General features: G+C 72.6%; 17 protein-coding genes. 6 read left to right on the top strand and 11 right to left on the bottom strand.

The features are described from left to right. Window positions 1-83: 83 nt before the first annotated feature. Together AB3X52_RS05850 and AB3X52_RS05845 are read right to left on the bottom strand one after the other, a co-directional pair. On the bottom strand, window positions 84-2,180 hold the full coding sequence (locus AB3X52_RS05850) for an elongation factor G (protein ID WP_367992226.1): 2,097 nt from the start codon (window positions 2,178-2,180) through the stop codon (window positions 84-86). 201 nt (window positions 2,181-2,381) lie between these two features. After that, the gene (locus AB3X52_RS05845; RefSeq protein WP_367992224.1) at window positions 2,382-2,912 is read right to left on the bottom strand and encodes a YbhB/YbcL family Raf kinase inhibitor-like protein; all 531 of its coding nucleotides are present in this window, start codon (window positions 2,910-2,912) and stop codon (window positions 2,382-2,384) included. Between the two features lie 106 nt (window positions 2,913-3,018). On the opposite strand from AB3X52_RS05845, the gene cobA reads away from it, so the two are divergent. Beyond that, entirely contained in the window at window positions 3,019-4,248 is a 1,230-nt protein-coding gene (gene cobA, locus AB3X52_RS05840) for a uroporphyrinogen-III C-methyltransferase (protein ID WP_367992222.1), read from the top strand. Window positions 4,249-4,433: 185 nt separating this feature from the next. Here the strand turns inward: cobA and AB3X52_RS05835 are convergent, their stop codons facing one another. Both AB3X52_RS05835 and def read right to left on the bottom strand, forming a co-directional pair. After that, window positions 4,434-5,237, bottom strand: coding sequence for a TrmH family RNA methyltransferase (locus AB3X52_RS05835; protein ID WP_367992220.1), 804 nt, complete (start codon window positions 5,235-5,237; stop codon window positions 4,434-4,436). Further along, window positions 5,231-5,839, bottom strand: coding sequence for a peptide deformylase (def, locus tag AB3X52_RS05830; protein WP_367992218.1), 609 nt, complete (start codon window positions 5,837-5,839; stop codon window positions 5,231-5,233). The genes AB3X52_RS05835 and def overlap by 7 nt, the downstream gene beginning before the upstream one ends. A gap of 219 nt (window positions 5,840-6,058) precedes the next feature. On the opposite strand from def, the gene AB3X52_RS05825 reads away from it, so the two are divergent. The 3 genes from AB3X52_RS05825 to AB3X52_RS05815 are packed head-to-tail and all read left to right on the top strand — an operon-like array spanning window position 6,059 to window position 9,247. Beyond that, on the top strand, window positions 6,059-7,438 hold the full coding sequence (locus AB3X52_RS05825) for an acyl-CoA dehydrogenase family protein (protein WP_367992216.1): 1,380 nt from the start codon (window positions 6,059-6,061) through the stop codon (window positions 7,436-7,438). Further along, entirely contained in the window at window positions 7,438-8,649 is a 1,212-nt protein-coding gene (locus tag AB3X52_RS05820) for an acyl-CoA dehydrogenase family protein (protein WP_367992214.1), read from the top strand. The genes AB3X52_RS05825 and AB3X52_RS05820 overlap by 1 nt, the downstream gene beginning before the upstream one ends. Window positions 8,650-8,668: 19 nt before the next feature. Then, window positions 8,669-9,247: a nucleosidase gene (locus tag AB3X52_RS05815; RefSeq protein WP_367992212.1), complete on the top strand. Its 579-nt coding sequence runs from the start codon at window positions 8,669-8,671 to the stop codon at window positions 9,245-9,247. Here the strand turns inward: AB3X52_RS05815 and AB3X52_RS05810 are convergent. The 4 genes from AB3X52_RS05810 to AB3X52_RS05795 all read right to left on the bottom strand — a co-directional run bounded on the left by AB3X52_RS05810 (window position 9,225) and on the right by AB3X52_RS05795 (window position 13,702). Continuing rightward, complete coding sequence (locus AB3X52_RS05810) at window positions 9,225-9,791, bottom strand: hypothetical protein (protein WP_367992210.1); 567 nt, start codon at window positions 9,789-9,791, stop codon at window positions 9,225-9,227. The two genes, AB3X52_RS05815 and AB3X52_RS05810, sit on opposite strands and share 23 nt — an antisense overlap. A gap of 134 nt (window positions 9,792-9,925) precedes the next feature. Then, a complete protein-coding gene (gene galK, locus AB3X52_RS05805; RefSeq protein ID WP_367992208.1) occupies window positions 9,926-11,095 on the bottom strand; it encodes a galactokinase in 1,170 nt (389 codons plus the stop codon). Between the two features lie 25 nt (window positions 11,096-11,120). After that, the gene (locus AB3X52_RS05800; RefSeq protein ID WP_367992206.1) at window positions 11,121-12,926 is read right to left on the bottom strand and encodes a BCCT family transporter; all 1,806 of its coding nucleotides are present in this window, start codon (window positions 12,924-12,926) and stop codon (window positions 11,121-11,123) included. A 194-nt stretch (window positions 12,927-13,120) separates the two neighbouring features. Then, window positions 13,121-13,702 carry a LysR substrate-binding domain-containing protein gene (locus AB3X52_RS05795; protein ID WP_367992204.1) on the bottom strand — a complete coding sequence of 194 codons (582 nt, stop codon included), beginning with the start codon at window positions 13,700-13,702 and terminating at the stop codon, window positions 13,121-13,123. 60 nt (window positions 13,703-13,762) lie between these two features. Here AB3X52_RS05795 and AB3X52_RS05790 point away from each other — a divergent pair, with 60 nt between their 5' ends. Then, the gene (locus AB3X52_RS05790) at window positions 13,763-14,512 is read left to right on the top strand and encodes an ANTAR domain-containing protein (protein WP_367992203.1); all 750 of its coding nucleotides are present in this window, start codon (window positions 13,763-13,765) and stop codon (window positions 14,510-14,512) included. Between the two features lie 62 nt (window positions 14,513-14,574). Next, window positions 14,575-14,841, top strand: coding sequence for a hypothetical protein (locus AB3X52_RS05785; protein ID WP_367992201.1), 267 nt, complete (start codon window positions 14,575-14,577; stop codon window positions 14,839-14,841). 27 nt (window positions 14,842-14,868) lie between these two features. Here AB3X52_RS05785 and AB3X52_RS05780 read toward each other — a convergent pair whose 3' ends face one another. The 3 genes from AB3X52_RS05780 to AB3X52_RS05770 all read right to left on the bottom strand — a co-directional run bounded on the left by AB3X52_RS05780 (window position 14,869) and on the right by AB3X52_RS05770 (window position 17,436). After that, window positions 14,869-15,594, bottom strand: coding sequence for an FAD-binding oxidoreductase (locus AB3X52_RS05780; protein WP_367992199.1), 726 nt, complete (start codon window positions 15,592-15,594; stop codon window positions 14,869-14,871). Further along, a complete protein-coding gene (locus AB3X52_RS05775) occupies window positions 15,591-16,217 on the bottom strand; it encodes a sulfite oxidase-like oxidoreductase (protein ID WP_367992197.1) in 627 nt (208 codons plus the stop codon). Before AB3X52_RS05775 ends, AB3X52_RS05780 begins: the two co-directional genes overlap by 4 nt. A gap of 217 nt (window positions 16,218-16,434) precedes the next feature. Then, window positions 16,435-17,436: a cation diffusion facilitator family transporter gene (locus AB3X52_RS05770; RefSeq protein ID WP_367992195.1), complete on the bottom strand. Its 1,002-nt coding sequence runs from the start codon at window positions 17,434-17,436 to the stop codon at window positions 16,435-16,437. Window positions 17,437-17,460: the final 24 nt, after the last annotated feature.

Here is a 17,460-nt window from a genome sequence, read left to right as displayed (position 1 = left end):
CGTTCCCGCCGCGAGGTCACCCGTTCCCAGCGAGAGGTCGCCGATTCCGTCGTACGACGGGCCCGGCGGCCTCTCGCTGCGTGTCACGACCGCGGCGGGACGTCTTTCGTGAGCTCTTCGGGCATGGGCTCGTAGTGCGCGAAGGCGCGGGTGAAGGTGCCGGCCCCGTGGGTCGCGGCGCGCAGGTCGATGGCGTAGCGGACCAGCTCGCGCTGCGGGACATGGGCGCGGACGACGGTGCGGTCCGGGTCGCCGGAGTCTCCGGGGTCGGCCTGGTCGGTGCCCAGGAGCCGGCCGCGGCGGGCCGAGAGGTCGCTCATCACCACGCCGAGCAGCTCGCTGGGGACGACGACCGCGACCTCGTCGTACGGCTCGAGGAGGTGGACGGACGCCGCGGCGGCCGCCTGCCGGAGGGCGAGGGCACCCGCCGTCTGGAAGGCCATGTCGGAGGAATCCACGCTGTGCGCCTTGCCGTCGGTGAGGGTGACCCGGAGGTCGACGACCGGGTAGCCGAGGCGGACACCGCGCTGCATCTGCTGGACGACGCCCTTCTCTACGCTCGGGATGAAGCCGCGAGGGACGGCGCCGCCGACCACCTTGTCGACGAACTCGAACCCGCTGCCCTCGGGCAGCGGCTCGACCTCGAGGTCGCAGACGGCGTACTGCCCGTGGCCGCCGGACTGCTTGACGTGGCGGCCGTGCCCTTTGGACGGCCCGGCGAAGCACTCCCGCAGCGGTACGACGACGTCGCGCTGCTCCACCGACACGCCGTAGCGGGCCCGAAGGCGGTCGAGCGCCACCTCGGCGTGGGCCTCACCCATGACCCAGAGCACGAGCTGGCCGGTCTCGGTCGACTGCTCGACCCGCAGGCTCGGGTCCTCGGCGGCCAGCCGCGCCAACGCGGAGGAGAGCTTGTCCTCGTCCGAACGCGTGGCGGCCTCGATCGCGACCGGCAGGAGCGGCTCCGGCATCGACCACGGCCGCAGCACGACCGGCTCCTCGGGCGCGCTGAGCGTGTCGCCGGTCTCGGCGCGGGAGAGCCTGCCGATGACGGCGATGTCGCCGGCGACCACGCGCGCCGCGGGCACCTGTGCAGCGCCGAACGGATAGGCGAGTGCCCCGAGCCGCTCGTCCTCGTCATGATCGGGGTGGGTCGTCGCCCCGGCGTCGACGAAGGCCGAGAAGTGGCCCGAGACGTGGACGGCGGCGTCGGGGGAGAGCGTTCCGGAGAAGACGCGGGCGACGCTGATCCGCCCGAGGTAGGGGTCGCTCGCGGTCTTGACGACCTCGGCCACGAGCGGGCCGTCCGGGTCGCACGAGACCGCGCCGGCGGTCTTGCCGGCCGGGGTGAACGCCTCCGGTGGGACGTGCTCGGGCGGCGCGGGGAAGGCGCGGACGCAGAGGTCGAGGAGCTCGCTGAGCCCGGTGCCCGTGCCGGCACAGACCGGGATGACGGGGAAGAGGGTCGCTCGGGCGACCGCGCGCTCGAGGTCGGCCAGCAGGATCGCCTCGTCGATCGGTTCCCCGGCGACATACCTGTCCATGAGGGTCTCGTCCTCGGACTCCTCGATGACCGCCTCGATCAGGGCGCCGCGCCGAGGATCGTCGCTCGTGCCGGTGATCAGGCCGACGAGAGTGCCGTCCGACCCCGTGACGTAGACCGGCACGACGCCGTCGCCGAACGCCCCCGTCGCCTCGGCCAGGACCCGCTCGGTGTCGGCGCGCGCGTGGTCGAGCTTCGTGATGGCGATCGCTCGCGGCATGCCGGCGTCGGCGCACTCGCGCCACACCTGGCGGGTCGCGTCGTCGACGCCCTCGTTGGCGGCGATGACGAAGACCGCGCAGTCCGCGGCGCGGAGCCCGGCCCGCAGCTCGCCGACGAAGTCGGCGTACCCGGGCGTGTCGAGGAGGTTGATCTTGACGCCGGCGTGCACCACCGGCGCGACCGCGAGACTGATCGAGCGGCCGTGGGCGGCCTCATAGTCCTCGGAGTCGGACACGGTCGTCCCGTCGGCGACGGACCCGGCACGGCTGATCGCGCCGGCGCGGACGAGGAGGGCCTCCAGCAGGGAGGTCTTGCCGGACTGCGTGGGCCCGACCAGGACGACGTTGCGGATCCGGTCGGGCCCGGGCGCCGCGAGGTCCTGGTCACTGGCCTTCCGTGAGCTCTTGTCGGCCATAGGAACCAACCAACTCCGCTGTGACGCGAGGCACAAGGGGCAAGGCGGCATCGACTTCTGCCGGGCGGTCGAGCTGAGAAGCATCGCGTTCTTCGAGTCAGCGCCGTCCGTCGGTGAGCGGCGAGCAGCGCGAGGGGCCCTTCCGTCGTACGCCGGAAGGGCCCCTCGCACCGGCCGGCGGCTGTCCGCCCCGGGGCGTCGTCAGTGCTGGTAGGTGCCCTTGAGCACGCCGCGCGCAAGGCTCTTGAAGACGAGGTTGAACGACACCACGGCGGGGGAGACCGAGTCGTCGACACCGAGGCTCTCCTCGGCCACCGCGTGGACGACGAAGTAGTAGCGGTGGACCTGGTCGCCCGGCGGCGGAGCGGCGCCGCCGAAGTCCTTGGTGCCGTAGTCGTTGCGCACGTGGAACGCCCTGCCCGGAAGCTCGGCGTCCGCGGCGCCGATGCCGGCGGGGAGGCTGGTGACATCGGGCGGCACGTCGACGAGGACCCAGTGCCAGAAGCCGCTCGGCGTCGGGGCGTCGGGGTCGAAGCAGGTGATCGTGTAGCTCTTCGTGCCGTCGGGCGCGCCGCTCCACGACAGTTGCGGCGAGGTGTTGCCGCCGTCGTGCGCCTGGGCGACGTTGAGGCGCTGCCCCTCGGTGACGTCGTCGCTCGTGACCGTGAAGGACGGGAGCGGAGGGAGCAGGTCGTACGGGTCGGGCTTGACCGGGCGGTCGAGGCTGGTCATGCGGTCTCCTCACAGGTCGTGTAGCAGGTCGTCGTGTCATCTTGAACCTAGTCCGCCCCTCGACCCCGCACCACGACCGGGCCGGCAGACCACGGAGGATGTCCCCATGGACTCTCCGGACACCTGGGTGCCCTATCCCTCGGGCCTGATGCTCACCGACCGCCGCGTCGTCGTCGTCGGCGGCGGGCAGGTGGCGCAACGGCGCATCCCGGCACTCATCGCGGCCGGCGCACGGGTCGAGGTCGTCTCGCCCCACGTGACGCCGGCCATCGAGGGGCTGGTCGGGTCGGGCGAGATCACCTGGACCGAGCGCGGCTTCGAGCCCGGTGACCTCGACGAGGCGTGGTACGTCATCGCTGCCACCCGGTCGACCGAGGTCAACGAGGCGGTGAGCGTCGCCGCCGAGGAGCGTCGCATCTTCTGCGTGCGCTCCGACGATGCAACGAGGGCGACCGCCTGGACGCCCGCGACCGGACGCGACGGCGAGATCACCGTCGCCGTGCTCAGCAACCGCGACCCACGCCGCTCGGCGGCGTTGCGCGACCGGATCGTCGAGGGCCTGCGGGAGGGCGAGATCGGCGCGCGCCAGGAGCGGGCCAAGACGCCCGGTGTCGTCCTCGTCGGGGGCGGTCCCGGTGACCCGGATCTCGTCTCGGTCGCAGGGCGCAAGGCGCTCATGGATGCCGACGTCGTGGTCGCGGACCGGCTCGCGCCTCGCGAGCTCCTCTCGGACCTCGCCGCCGACGTCGAGCTCATCGACGTCGCCAAGCTGCCGCGCGGGCGGTCCGCCCAGCAGGAGGAGATCAACCGCGTCATCGTCGAGCGCGCATTGGCCGGGCAGTCGGTCGTGCGCTTCAAGGGTGGCGACAACTTCGTCTTCGGCCGCGGCTATGAGGAGATCATCGCCTGCCGGGAGGCCGGCGTCCCCGTCACCGTCATCCCGGGCCTCACCTCACCGGTGTCGGTGCCCGGGCTCGCCGGCATCCCGGTGACCCACCGCGGGGTGACCCACGAGTTCACCGTCATCTCCGGCCACCTGCCGCCCGGCCACCCGGAGTCGCTGACCGACTGGGACGCCGTCGCCCGCCTGCGGGGGACCGTCGTCCTCATGATGGCGGTCGAGAACGCACCCGCCATCGCGCGGGCGCTCCTCGACGGTGGTCGCCCCGGTGACACCCCCGTCGCGGTCATCTGCGACGGCTCCATGCCGACCCAGCGGGTCGTCCTCGCGACGCTCGGGACCCTGGAGAAGGAGCTCGCCGCGGCGGCGGTGAAGCCGCCGGCGATCATCGTCATCGGCGAGGTCGTCCGGGTCGCTCACCCCGACGCGTTCTGAGCCGCGGGTGCGTGCGAGCCCGAGGTGCGGTGATCTCGACGGTGTGGGTGCCCGACGGGTCGGGAACGGTCCGTCACTCGGCTGTCTGCGCCGGGTCCACATGGTGGAGGACACCAACCCGACGCGCTGAGTGGCGACGCGGATCGCCTTCGGCAACGACCTCGGCGGCCCGCCCGGGCGTCCCGTCAACGCCGGGAGGTGACGTAGCAGGCGACGGCCGTGGCGGCGGCCACGTTGAGCGAGTCGATGCCGGCATGCATCGGGATGATCGCGCGGCGTGACGCCGCGCGCTCCCAGTGCTCGGAAAGGCCGTGCCCCTCGGAGCCGAGCACCAAGGCGACCTTGTCGAGTCCGCGAACCGCTTCCTCGATGTCGGTCGAGTCGGCGGAGAGCGTCAGAGCCACCGTGGTGAACCCCGCAGACTCGAGCGTCGGGAGGGCGTCGTACCAGTCCGGCAGCCGGGTCCACGGCACCGAGAAGACGGTGCCCATGGCGACCTTGATCGAGCGACGGTAGAGCGGGTCGGCGCAGCGTGGCGCGAGGAGCACGGCGTCGAAGCCGAGCCCCGCGGCGCAGCGGAAGATCGCGCCGACGTTGGTGTGGTCGACGATGTCCTCGAGCATCAGGATCGATCTCGCGCCGGACAGGACCGACTCGACCGTCGGCAGCGGGCGCCGGGCCAGCGAGGCGAGCGCCCCGCGGTGCACGTGGAAGCCCGTCACCTGCTCGGCGAGCGCCTCCGACACGACGTAGCAGGGCGCCTCCGACGCGGCGAGCACGTCGGCGAGGCCGTCGAGCCAGCGCGGCGCCATGAGGAACGATCGCGGCGCGAAGCCGGCCTCCGTCGCGCGGCGTACGACCTTCTCGCCCTCGGCGAGGAAGAGCCCCTCCGCCGCCTCGAGCGACTTGCGCAGCTCGACGTCGCGCAGATCGCGGTAGTCGGCGAGCCTCGGGTCGTCGGGGGAGTCGATCTCGACGAGCGTCACCATCGGTCTGCGGTGGTGGCGGGCCAGCCGGGCGGGTAGTCGGGGGCCAGCTTGTCGTGCTGCCTCTGCAGCTTCTTGCGCGCCTTCGTGGGAAGGCGGTCGCCGAAGACCGTGCCGAGGGTGTGGTCGGTCTCGTGCTGGAGGCAGCGGGCGAGCAGTCCGTCGCCCTCGAAGTGGACCGGCTGGCCGTCGAGGCCGACGCCGTCGACCGCGGCGAAGTCCGGACGGGCGCAGGCGACGAACGCGCCGGGAAAGGAGAGGCAGCCCTCCTCGGAGTCGTCCAGGTGCCGCTCACGTCCCTCGGGCAGAGCCACGACCGGGTTGCAAACCACGCCGACGGTCCGCCTCCCGGACTCGTCGTGACAGTCGAAGACGAACATTGCGACGTCCTCGCCGATCTGGCAGGCGGCCAGACCCACGCCGTCGGCGGCGTACATCGTGGCGACCATGTCGGCCGCGAGCGCCCGCAGTGCGTCGTCGAAGACCTCGACCTTCTTGTGCGGCCGGTGCATGACCGGTGTGCCCCAGCGGGTCATGGGTCGGACGTTGCCGCCCTGGGGAAGGGGACCGTACGGCGCCAGCGGCTCCTCAGCCTCGTCTCGCATGGCCGAAACCCTAGTCACCGGCCGTCCAAGTCTGCCGCAGGACCCAGGCGGTGAGGAGTGCCGCGAGCGCCTCCGGCTGGTCGAGGCGGACGAGATGTCCCGCGCGTCCGCGCCAGGACAGCGTTCCGAGAGGCCATGCGGTCACGCTTCCACGACGCGTGACGTCCGGCACTCAGGGATGCTGTAGACGCAGTTGTAACTCATAGTTACAGTAGCGTCATGAGCCTTCTTCAGAGTCTCAAGGGCGGCGGCCGCTTCGGCGTCCCGGCGTCTGAGAGCAGAGACCCCATCGGGTACGCCGTCGCGGCGCTCAACCGCCTGGCGCAGAGCCCCGTGTTGGACCGCCTCGGCGTGCGCAGGCAGACGGAGCAGACTGTCTTCACCGTCACGCGCGGCGGCTTCAAGGTGGCGGCCAACGCCGGGCGCACGTTCGCCAAGGCGGGGAAGAAGGGGAAGCCCGGAGTCCGGGTGCCCGCCGCCGCGGGTCGTGGCGTGTTCGATCTCACCCCCACCGAGGACGAGCAGATGCTGGTCGACGTGGTGACAGAGTTCGCCACGGAGGTCGTGCGACCCGCGGCGGCCGAGGCAGACGAGGCCTGCGCGGCCCCGGGGGCACTGCTCGAGGCGAGCCTCGAGATCGGCCTGCCCATCCTCGGAGTCCCTGAGGAGCTGGGTGGCATCTCGGAGACCCGCTCGGCGATGGCCGGGGTGCTGGTGGCCGAGGCCCTCGCGAAGGGCGACCTGGGCCTCGCCGTGGCGACGCTCGCGCCCGGCGCCGTGGCCACGGCGCTCGGCCTGTGGGGGACGGATGCGCAGCAGCAGACCTACCTGCCGGCGTTCACCGGTGCCCCGGAAACGGGGCAGAGCGTGCCGGCGGCCGCGCTCGCGCTGACGGAGCCACGTGTGCTGTTCGACGTCCTGAATCCGGCGACCGCTGCGCAGAGGACCGCCGACGGCTATGTGCTCAACGGCGTGAAGTCGCTCGTCGCGCGAGGCGCGGACGCCGAGCTCTTCGTCGTCGGCGCGCAGCTCGACGGCAAGCCCGTGCTCTTCCTCGTCGAGTCGAAGACCCCCGGCCTGGCGGTCGAGGGTGATCCGGCGATGGGGGTGCGGGCCGCCTCCCTCACTAGGCTGACACTCACCGAGGTGAAGGTTCCGGCCGACGCTGTGCTGGGCGCGACCGACGGCAGCACCTACACCGAGTGCGTGCGGCTCTCCCGCCTCGCCTGGTGCGCCCTCGCGATCGGGACGGCCCAGGCCGTGCTCGACTACGTCACGCCGTACGTCAAGGAGCGCGAGGCGTTCCGCGAGCCGATCGCCCACCGGCAGTCGGTCGCCTTCATGGTCGCCAACATCGCGATCGAGCTGCAGGCGATGCGGCTGGTGACCTACAAGGCCGCCTCCCGGGTGGCGCAGGGGATCGACGCGACCCGTGAGATCGCGCTGGCCCGGAAGCTGTGCGCCGACAAGGGCATGCAGATCGGCCTCGACGGCGTCCAACTGCTCGGTGGCCACGGCTTCGTCAAGGAACACCCCGTCGAGCGGTGGTACCGCGACCTGCGCGCCATCGGGATCATGGAAGGCACGGTGCTGGTCTGATGATCAACCTCGAGGATCCCAAGAAGTTCCGGCCACTGCGCGACCAGGTCCACCAGGTCGCGATGAACATGCTGCGACCGATCAGCCGGAAGTACGACAAGGCCGAGCACGCCTATCCCAAGGAGCTCGACATGCTCGCGGCGATGGCCGACGGTCTGGCCGAGTCCGGCCAGAGCGAGGGCGCGGGTGCCGCCGGCGTACGACGGGGCGCGGCGGCCGACGACGGCCAGGTCAAGAACGGCTCCAACATGGCCTCGGTGATGACGGTCGCGGAGATGTGCTGGGGCGATGTCGGGCTGCTGCTCTCGATGCCGCGCCAGGGCCTCGGAAACTCGGCGATCGCCTCGGTCGCCGACGACGACCAGCTGGAGCGGTTCGCGGGCGTGTGGGCGTCGATGGCGATCACCGAGCCCGGCACCGGTTCGGACTCCGCCAACATCAAGACCACGGCGACCCGCGACGGTGACCACTACGTCCTCAACGGCGAGAAGATCTTCGTCACCTCGGGCGAGCGCTCCGACGCCGTCGTGGTGTGGGCGACGCTCGACCGGGAGCTCGGCCGCGCGGCGATCAAGAGCTTCGTGGTGCCGAAGGGCACCCCCGGCATGAAGGTCGAGCGGCTCGAGCACAAGCTCGGCATCAAGGCGTCCGACACCGCGACGATCACCTTCACCGACTGCCGCGTGCCGGCCGAGAACCTCCTCGGCAGCCCGGAGATCGACGTCAAGCAGGGCTTCGCCGGCGCGATGGCGACCTTCGACAACACCCGGCCCCTGGTGGCGTCGATGGCGGTGGGCTGTGCGCGTGCGTCCCTCGACTACACCCGCGAGCTCCTCGCCGATGCGGGTGTCGAGGTCGACTACGACCGCCCGGCCTACGCTCAGTCGGCGGCGGCCGCGAAGTTCCTCCAGCTCGAGGCCGACTGGGAGGCGGCGTACCTCCTCATGCTCCAGGCCGCGTGGATGGCCGACAACCGCAAGCCGAACAGCCTCGAGGCCTCCATGGCGAAGGCGAAGGCGGGACGGGTCGGCTCCGACATCACGCTGTCGTGCGTGGAGCTGTGCTCGTCGGTGGGGTACGCCGAGGGCGAGCTGCTCGAGAAGTGGGCCCGTGACTCGAAGATCCTCGACATCTTCGAGGGCACGCAGCAGATCCAGCAGCTCATCGTGGCGCGCCGGGTCCTGGGGCTCTCCAGCGCTGAGCTGAAGTGAGGCCCTAGCCTCTGGGGCCATGAGTGCTGACGGTGCCCGCGTCCTCTGCGTCTCGGCGACGGCGGCCGAGGCGGCCCACGTCCCGTCCGGACTGCCGGTGGTCATCACCGGGATCGGGAAGGTGGCGGCCGCCTCGGCCGTCGCGCGTGCGCTGGCGGCCCGGCCCGAGATCGACCTGGTCGTCAACATCGGCTCGTGCGGTGCCTTGCGTGGCGGACTGGGCGGCGTCCACGAGGTGGCGCGCGTGCTCAACCACGACCTGTCCGCCGAGGCGCTGCGCGCGCTGGGCTACGACCCGCAGGAGTGGCTCGATCTCGAAGGTGGGGAAGCGGACGGCATCGCGCTGGCCACCGGTGACCTGTTCGTCACCGACCCCGCCGTCCGCGACGCGCTGGCTGCGCGGGCGCACCTCGTCGACATGGAGGGGTACGCCGTCGCCTGGGCGTGCCGGGAGGCGGGCGTCGCCTGCCGCTTGGTGAAGCACGTCTCCGACAACGCCGACGAGGGCGCCCTCGACTGGGTCGCCCTCGTCGATCGCTCCGCTCAGGCGCTGGGCGCCTGGCTCGCCGACAACATCAGCCCCGACCGGGTTCGCTGACCCCAGGCAGGTCCTCGCCGTAGTCGCGCTCGACCTCCTGCGCGATCGACGGCGGCATGTGGGGGACCGGTCCGCTGAGCACGTCGGTGGACTCGCCGGTGTCTCCCGTGTCGCCCATGCCCTCGGCGCGGTCCGACGAATCGGCGTCGCCCGCCGGCGCGGTCTCCGCGGCTGCTGATCCTGCCGCGGCGGCCTCCTCGGCGGGAGGCTCGTCGGTCGGCGCCTCGGGTTGCGTCTGCGACTCCGGGGGAGCGGCGGCGGTGGCCCCCTCGTCGGCGGTGGCCCCCTCGTCGGCGGTGGCGCCCTCGGCGGTCGCGGCGGCCTCCGGCGGCTCGACGGCGACGTCCGTGGGCGGAGGCTCGGGCGCCGTGGTGGTCGCACCGGGGACCGGCTCGTGGACGGGCCGCCGGTCGAGGAGACCCCCGACCAGGCTGAAGGTGCCGCTCACGATCTGGGCGGCACTGCGCCGCGGATGACGCAACGCCTTGATCGCGGTCCCAGGCAGCTCACGCAGCTGGGCCGGATCGAGGGGCAGCTTGGGCATTCGTCGTCTCCCTTCGGTAGACGGGTCCCGTACCCCCAGCCTGCCGTGAACACGCTCCGGGCGCCAGAGCCGCGCGGGCGTGTCTGTCCGGGTGTTCGCGGGGCAGGCGGCGTCGCCGCCGGAGCGTCACGGCCTCAGCCCACGAGCGCGGCGCCCGCGGACGGCTCGGCGAGGAGATGGGCGGGCGCCGCGTGGCCGGCGCGCGCGAACGCTGCGTCGATCGCGCCGACGACCGTCCGGACCGCCGCGGTCGGCACCACCGCGACGATCGAGCCTCCGAACCCGCCGCCGGTCATCCGCGCCCCGTCGGCACCGGCCTCGACGGCCGTCGCGACCGCGAGGTCGAGCTCCGGCGTCGAGATCTCGAAGTCGTCGCGCATCGACGCGTGGGATGCGGCGAAGAGATCGCCCAGGGCCGACCAGTCCGCGGCCCCCAGGGCGGCTACGGTCGGTCGCACGCGCGCGATCTCGGTGACGATGTGCCGTGCCCGCCGGCGTACGACGTCGTCGGTGAGCGCCTCCACGGCCTCCAGCGTCGCCTCGCGGAGGGTGGTGACGCCGAGCTCCGCCGCCGCGCGCTCGCACTCCGCCCGCCGGGAGCCGTAGCCGCCGTCGGTCAGCCGGTGACTTACGCGCGTGTCCGTGACGAGGATGGTGCGGTCGTCGAGCGCGAGGTCGACCGTCTCGTGGGTGCCGGCCGTGAAGTCGATGAGCAGGGCCGTGCCGGCACGGGCGTGGAGGGCGATGGACTGGTCCATGCCACCGGTCGGCGCCTGCGCGACCTCGGTCTCCGCGCGGATGCAGGCGTCGACGAGCCGGGCGCGCAGCGCGTCGTCCACGTCGAGCCCGAGCAGGCCGACGACTGCCATCGCGACCGCACACTCGATCGCCGCCGAGCTGGACAGGCCCGCCCCGAGCGGCACCGTGCCGTCGACGTAGAGGTCCAGGCCCGGGACGTCGAGGCCGGCCTCGCGCAGCGCCCACAGCACCCCGCCGGCGTACGCCGCCCAACCGGTCGCGCGGCCGGGACCGAGCCGGTCCACGTGGCCGGTGAAGGGGTCCGGCTCCTGCGCGCTGGCGAGGCGCACGGTGCCGTCGCTTCGGGCCGCAGCCGCCGCGTAGGTGGCGTGGGGGAGCGCGACCGGAAGGACGAGCCCGCCGTTGTAGTCGGTGTGCTCGCCGATCAGGTTGACCCGGCCGGGCGCGCGCCCGACGACCGCGGCGTCGCTGCCGAGGACGTCACCAAGACCGGCACGGGCGCGCGCCGCGAGCTCGGCGGTGGAGCCGGCGTCGAGAAGGACCATGCCCCACACCCTAGGGACCGAGCCGTCAGGCGCTGCGCCCCGCCTCGGCCTCGGTCTCCTCGATCGACGCCGGCTCGTCGGGCTCGACCGTCTCGTTCGGCTTGGGGTCGGGCTCGACGGAGAGCGCGAAGTCGTCGCCGTGCTCGGTGACTCCGGCGATGACGGCCTTCTCGACGGCCTCCCGGGCGTATTGACGACGTACGACGAGCGGGTCGGTGCGCAGGTCGCGCACGAGCGACACGGCCAGGCCGACCATGACGACGGCGAACGGCAGCGCCGCGACGATGGTGATCGACTGGAGCCCGTTGAGCGCATCCTCGCCGCCGACGAGGAGCATCACCGCGGCGACCGCGCCGGTCGCCAGGCCCCAGAAGATCACCGTCGGGCGGCTCGGGTGCTGGGTGCCGTGCTCGGAGAGGGTGCCCATGACGATCGAGGCGGCGTCGGCGCCGGAGACGAAGAAGATGCCGACCAGCACCATGACGACGATGCTGGCGACCGTCGCCAGCGGGAACGCGTCGAGGGTGCTGAAGAGCTGGGACTCGATGCCGCCGGCGCCCGCGATGTCGGTGCCGGTCTGCTGCAGCTTGATGGCTGCGCCGCCGAAGATGCAGAACCACACGACGCTGACCAGGCTCGGGACCAGGAGGACGCCGGCGACGAACTGCCGGATGGTGCGTCCGCGCGAGATCCGGGCGATGAACATGCCGACGAACGGGGTCCACGACAGCCACCACGCCCAGTAGAAGACGGTCCAGCTCTCGAGCCAGGCCTGGGTGGAGGCACCCTCGGCGCCGGTGCGGGCCGCCATCGTCGGTAGGTCGGCGATGTAGCTGCCGAGCGAGGTGGGGAGGAGGTCGAGGATGAAGACGGTCGGGCCGACGACGAAGACGAACACCGCGAGGGCGACGGCGAGCACCATGTTGATGTTCGAGAGCCACTGGATGCCCTTCGCGACCCCGGAGACCGCGGAGAGCACGAACGCGACGGTCAGGACGGCGATGATCGCGACGAGCACGCCGTTGCCGACCCGCCCGATGCCGCTGACGATCTGGAGCCCGCTGCGGATCTGCAGGGCGCCGAGGCCCAACGAGGCGGCGGAGCCGAACAGGGTGGCGAAGATGGCCAGCATGTCGATGACCTTGCCGAGGCCGCCGCGGGCGCGGCGCCCCAGCAGCGGCTCGAACGCCGCGGAGATGAGCTGCACGCGGCCCTTGCGGTAGGCGCCGTAGGCGATCGCGAGGCCGACCACGGCGTAGATCGCCCACGGATGCAGCGTCCAGTGGAACATCGTCGTGGCCATCGCGTGCTGGACGGCCTCCGGATTGCCCGCGGCGCCGGTGCCGGGCGGGGGAGTGACGAAGTGGGAGACCGGCTCGCTCACGCCGTAGAACATCAGGCCGATGCCCATGCCGGCGCTGAACATCATCGCCACCCAGGAGACGGTCTTGAACTCGGGCTCCTCGTCGTCGCGGCCGAGCGGGATGGTGCCGTAGCGGCTGACGGCCAGCCAGATCACGAAGACGACGAACGCGCTCGCGGTCAGGACGAAGAACCAGCCGGTCCTCCCCATCACCCAGCCGAGCGCACCGTCGGACACCGACGCGAGGCCGCCGGTGTCGACGAACCCCCACACCAGGAAGGCGACGGCGATGGCCGCCGTCACGCCGAAGACGATCCAGTCGACGCCCTGGCGGCGCGCGTGGGCCTCCTCGACGGGGGCGTCGAGTGCGGGATGGGGTACGACGTCGGCCGCGGGCGCCTCGAGGGCCGAGGCGACGCGGTGGGCGCTGTGGCCCAGGGGAGAGGTGTTCTTCGTCTCTGAGGTCAAACCGTGATCCTGTCTGTCGGGCCGGCCCGCGGTCGAGACGGCCGCTCGACGTTGCCAAAGATCACCGCCGGATCACAAACCGGGCGCCACGCGTGTCGCTCTCGGATCGGGCGGCGGCGGCTGTCCGCCCAGGTCACAGGGGCCGCCTGTGAATCCGGTCACCTGAGGTGGCCGGTGCGCAGTCGGGCGTCCCCTCAGCGGCGCGAGGAGTTCGGCGTACGACCGCGGACGACGCCGACGAAGTCCTGGGTCCGCTGGTCATCACGGGCCACGAGCCAGGCGAGCCCGACCTTGGTGGGCTCCAGGCCCACGACGGGCCGGTGCGTGACGTCCTTGCGGTGGTAGAGCCGGGCGACCGACATGGGGAGGATGACGACACCGGTGCCGGCGGCCACCGTCTCGACGGCGTCCTTCTCACTCATCGTCGGCCAGGCGAGCTGGTCGACCGACGGCGTCCAGCCGGAGCGCTCCGGCCGCACCAGCTGCTCCTCGGCGAGGTCGTCGAGCGACACCTCGTCCAGGAGGGTGAGGAGGTGCTCCCGGCCCATGACGGCGACCGGCACCTCGTCGTACAAGGCGATGAGGTGGAGTCCGTCCCGGTCGACGGGAAGCCGCACGAGGCACATGTCGACCTCGTCCTCGCGCAGCACTCGCTCCTGCTCCGCCTCGGTGACCGGCACCAGCTCGAGCGGGACCCGGCTCCGCTCCCGCCAGGCGCGCGCCCACTTGTCGGGGGTCGCCCCGGTGACGAAGCCGACGCGGAACGGGGTGGTCACGGAGAGGACCTTAGACCCTGCGGGAGGGCCGGAGCGGCGTCGCGGTCGCACAATGGCGCCGTGACGCTGCTGCAGGACCTCGACCGGAATCCCCTCTTCCAGGCGACCGCCGCGCCCTACCTCGTCATGGACGCCCGGCTGGTCATCCGGTGCGCGAACCCGGCGTACCTCCACGTCACCGGCCGCCGCCTGGACGAGCTGGTCGGGGAGCCGGTGTTCCGTGCCCTCCCGGACAACCCGGCGGATCCGGGAGCGGACGGCGTCGCCAACCTGCGAGCTTCGTTCGACGAGGTCTTCCGGACGGGGCGCCGACACCGGATGCGCCTGCAGCGGTACGACGTCCCGGTGTCCGCGCGAGGACATGGACTGGTACGCCGCTACTGGGCACCCGTGAACTCTCCGCTGCTCGACCACGCCGGCCGGGCGGTCGGGGTCCTTCACCAGACCGAGGACGTCACCCCCGCGGTCGACGCGGTCGTGCAGTCGCGCCCGGCGCCGGAGTCGGTGACCGTCGAGGAGTGGCAGTCGCTGGTGACGGCGCTGGCCAAGGAGACGCTCGCCCACGCGGAGGCGTGCACGACGGTGGCCCAGCTACGCGAGGCCCTGGACAGCCGGGTCGTGCTCGAGCAGGCGAAAGGGGTCCTCGTCGCGCTCCGTGGCTGTGCACCCGAGGACGCGTTCGAGGTGCTGCGCTCCCTCGCCCGCTCCTCCGGCCACCGGTTGCACGACGTCGCCCGCGAGGTCGTCGCGAACGCGGCGCGAGGTGGTCGCCGGCCAGCCGCTCCGCGGCCGCGTCGGGGGACGGAATAGGATCTGCCTGTCAACCGCCCCGGACCCCGGCGGGCTCTTCTTGGTGCCCTCGGAGGTTCTCGGTGTCCATCGGCGATAACGCGGACAGGCTCTTCCCGGCCGGGCCGCGCGATGCGCAGCTCGTCGTGCTGCGCGCGGTCTGCGACGCCTTGGCCCCGGATTGGTCAATCGCGTCCGGCGCCACGCGGATCGCCGACTACGCCGGCCGTGACGTGGACACCCTCCGCCGGGCGCGCGCCCGGCTGGAGCGCAGTGTGGTGGGTGCCACCTCCGCGGTGGCACGTCGCGCCCTGAGCGCCCTCGAGCAGGCGATCGTCGACCTCGCCTGACCGGTCTGCTCGTGGCGCACGAGGGCACTAGCCCGTGGCACCGAACTGCTCGACCCGGATCGCGCGGGTGAGCATGCCGGCCTCCTGCAGCAGCCGGACGGCGTACGACGCGAAGCCGACCGACCCGCAGACGTAGGCGCGCCCGGCGCCCTCGACCAGGGGCGCGATCTCCTCGAGGTAGGGCGGCGCTGCGACGCGTGGACCGAGGTTCTCCCGGGTGAGCGCCACGAACGCGCCGCCGTCGAGCAGTTCCTGCGCATAGGGGAGCGTCGCGAAGGTGCGTCCGACCGCGCACACCCGCAGCCGGTCGGCGAGCCCGTGGCGCCGCGCGTGACGCAGCATCGACACCAGCGGCACGACGCCGGTGCCGCCACCGACGCAGACGGCGGTCTCCTCGCCGCGCCAGGTGAACCATCCGCCGATCGGGCCGCGCAGCTCGAACCGGTCCCCGGCCCGGGCCTCGTCGTGCAGGAAGGCGGAGACCTCGCCGCCGGGCATCGACTCGACCATGAGCTCCAGGAGCGGGTCCGCGGGGTCGGACGCGACCGAGTAGGACCGGGAGGCGGTGTAGCCGTCCTCGGCCCGCAGGCGTACGACGTAGTGCTGGCCGGGCCAGTGGTCGACCCGGTCCTCGACCGCGAGCCGGAGCCGGACGAGCCGGTCGCCGAGGCGCTCGACCTCGGCGAGCGTGCCGACGGTCCACCGCCCGACGGGGGCGGCCTCGCCCGGCACGGCCAGGTCCTCCGTCGTCACGGATCGCCCTGGTAGCGCTGCTCGAGCCACGGATCGCCGCGGTCGTGGTAGCCGTTCTGCTCCCAGAAGCCGGGCCGGTCGGTGGTGAGCAGCTCGAGCCGGGTCACCCACTTCGCCGACTTCCAGAAGTAGAGGTGCGGCACGAGGAGGCGGAGCGGGCCGCCGTGGTCGGGCGGGAGTGGTCGGCCGTCCGCTGCCCACACGACCCACGCCTTCTCACCGGTCACGTCCTCGAGCGGCAGGTTGGTCGTATAGCCGGTCGTCGCATGCGCGAGGAGGTACGCCGCCTCCGGGCGCGGACGAACGACGCGCCACAGCTCGTCCAGGCTGACCCCGGTGAACGTCGTCCCGAACCGCGACCAGGTCGTCACGCAGTGGATGGCGCCGGCGTACGACGAGTGGGGCAGGGTGTGCAGGTCGTGCCAGGTCCAGGTGTGCGGCTGCTCGACGGCTCCGTCGACGGTCAGCGTGTGCTGTTCGGGGACCAGGTGGGGCGTGGCCTCCGCGGTCAGCACCGGCCACTCGTCGCCCGCGTCGTACTGGCCCGGCGGGAGCCGGCGGCCCAGATCACCCGGGAGCCGGTCTCGTCGGGGCCGGCCGGTGAAGCCGCGGGTGATCACCACAACTCCACCGTAGCCACCGGGCCGCCACACCGAAGGGCTGAGCGTGACTCCGGACAGTGACGCTCGTTACGTCCGTGTGACAGCGCCGCCGACGGGCGGCGCTGTTCCGCGGCGGGACACGGCGATGGGGCGCCGGACCGCCGCGCCGGCGTCGGGGCGGCGGGATCGGGGGGTCTCGTCGCCACCGGCGCCGGCCTCGTGGTCCCCGAAGGGGGGATCAGTGCATGCCGGGCTCGTGCTCGGCGTGCGTGGCCGGTTCGAGCTGGAAGGTCGAGTGCGCGACGTCGAAGTGGCCCTGCAGGCAGGCCTGGACCTCGTCGAGGAGCTGTGGCGCGTGGCCGTCGAGGAAGCAGGAGTCGTCGACCGTGAGGTGGGCCGAGAGGGTCGGGAGGTCCGACGTCACGGTCCACACGTGCAGGTCGTGGACCTCATGCACGTGGGGGACCTCCAGGAGGTGTCGGCGCAGCTCCTCCAGGTCGACGTCGTCGGGGGCGCGCTCGAGAAGGATGCGGCCGGAGTCGCGCAGCAGCCGGCCGCCGGCGTACGCCATGAGCACGACGACGACCAACGAGGCCACGGAGTCGGCCCGCGTCCATCCGGTGAGGAGGATGACGACCGCGGCGGCCGCGGTGCCGAGGAAGCCGTAGAGGTCGGTGAGCACGTGCTGGTAGGCGCCCTCGACGTTGAGGCTCGTGCGGTTGGCACGCGCGAGGAGCCAGGAGGCGGCGATGTTGACGGCGCAGCCCACCAGGGCGACGACGAGGACGGGGCCGCCCTCCACGTGCGGTGGAGCGGCCAGGCGCCGGACGGCCTCGACCGTCACGATCCCGGCGACGACGAGCAGCGTGATGCCGTTGACCGCCGCGGACAGGATCTCGGCCCGCTTCCAGCCGTAGGTCCATGGCCCACTCGCAGGCCGCGCGGCCAGGTGGAGCGCCCACAGCGCACCGGCGAGGGCTCCCACGTCGGCGAGCATGTGGCCGGCGTCGGCGAGGAGTGCCAGGGAGCCGGCCAGGACGGCGGCGACGATCTCGCCGACCATGAAGGCGCTCAGGAGGACCAGAGCCGCGGAGAGATAGCGGCGGTCCGCGTCGGCAGCGAGGCGATGGTCATGTCCGTGCTGGTGCCCGTGACCCTCGCCGTGGCCGCGGCCGTCGTCGTGCCACTCGGGGTGATCGGCGCCGGTGCAGAGCCCGGGGCCTGCGGATCGCTCGGCCATGGCGCTGATCGTAGTGCGCGGTCG

Origin of the sequence: Nocardioides eburneus, from assembly GCF_040838215.1 — a bacterium.
Classification (GTDB): Bacteria; Actinomycetota; Actinomycetes; order Propionibacteriales; family Nocardioidaceae; genus Nocardioides; species Nocardioides eburneus.
The sequence above is the reverse complement of the archived record's forward strand: the minus strand, read 5'-3'. Positions and strand labels throughout refer to the sequence as shown.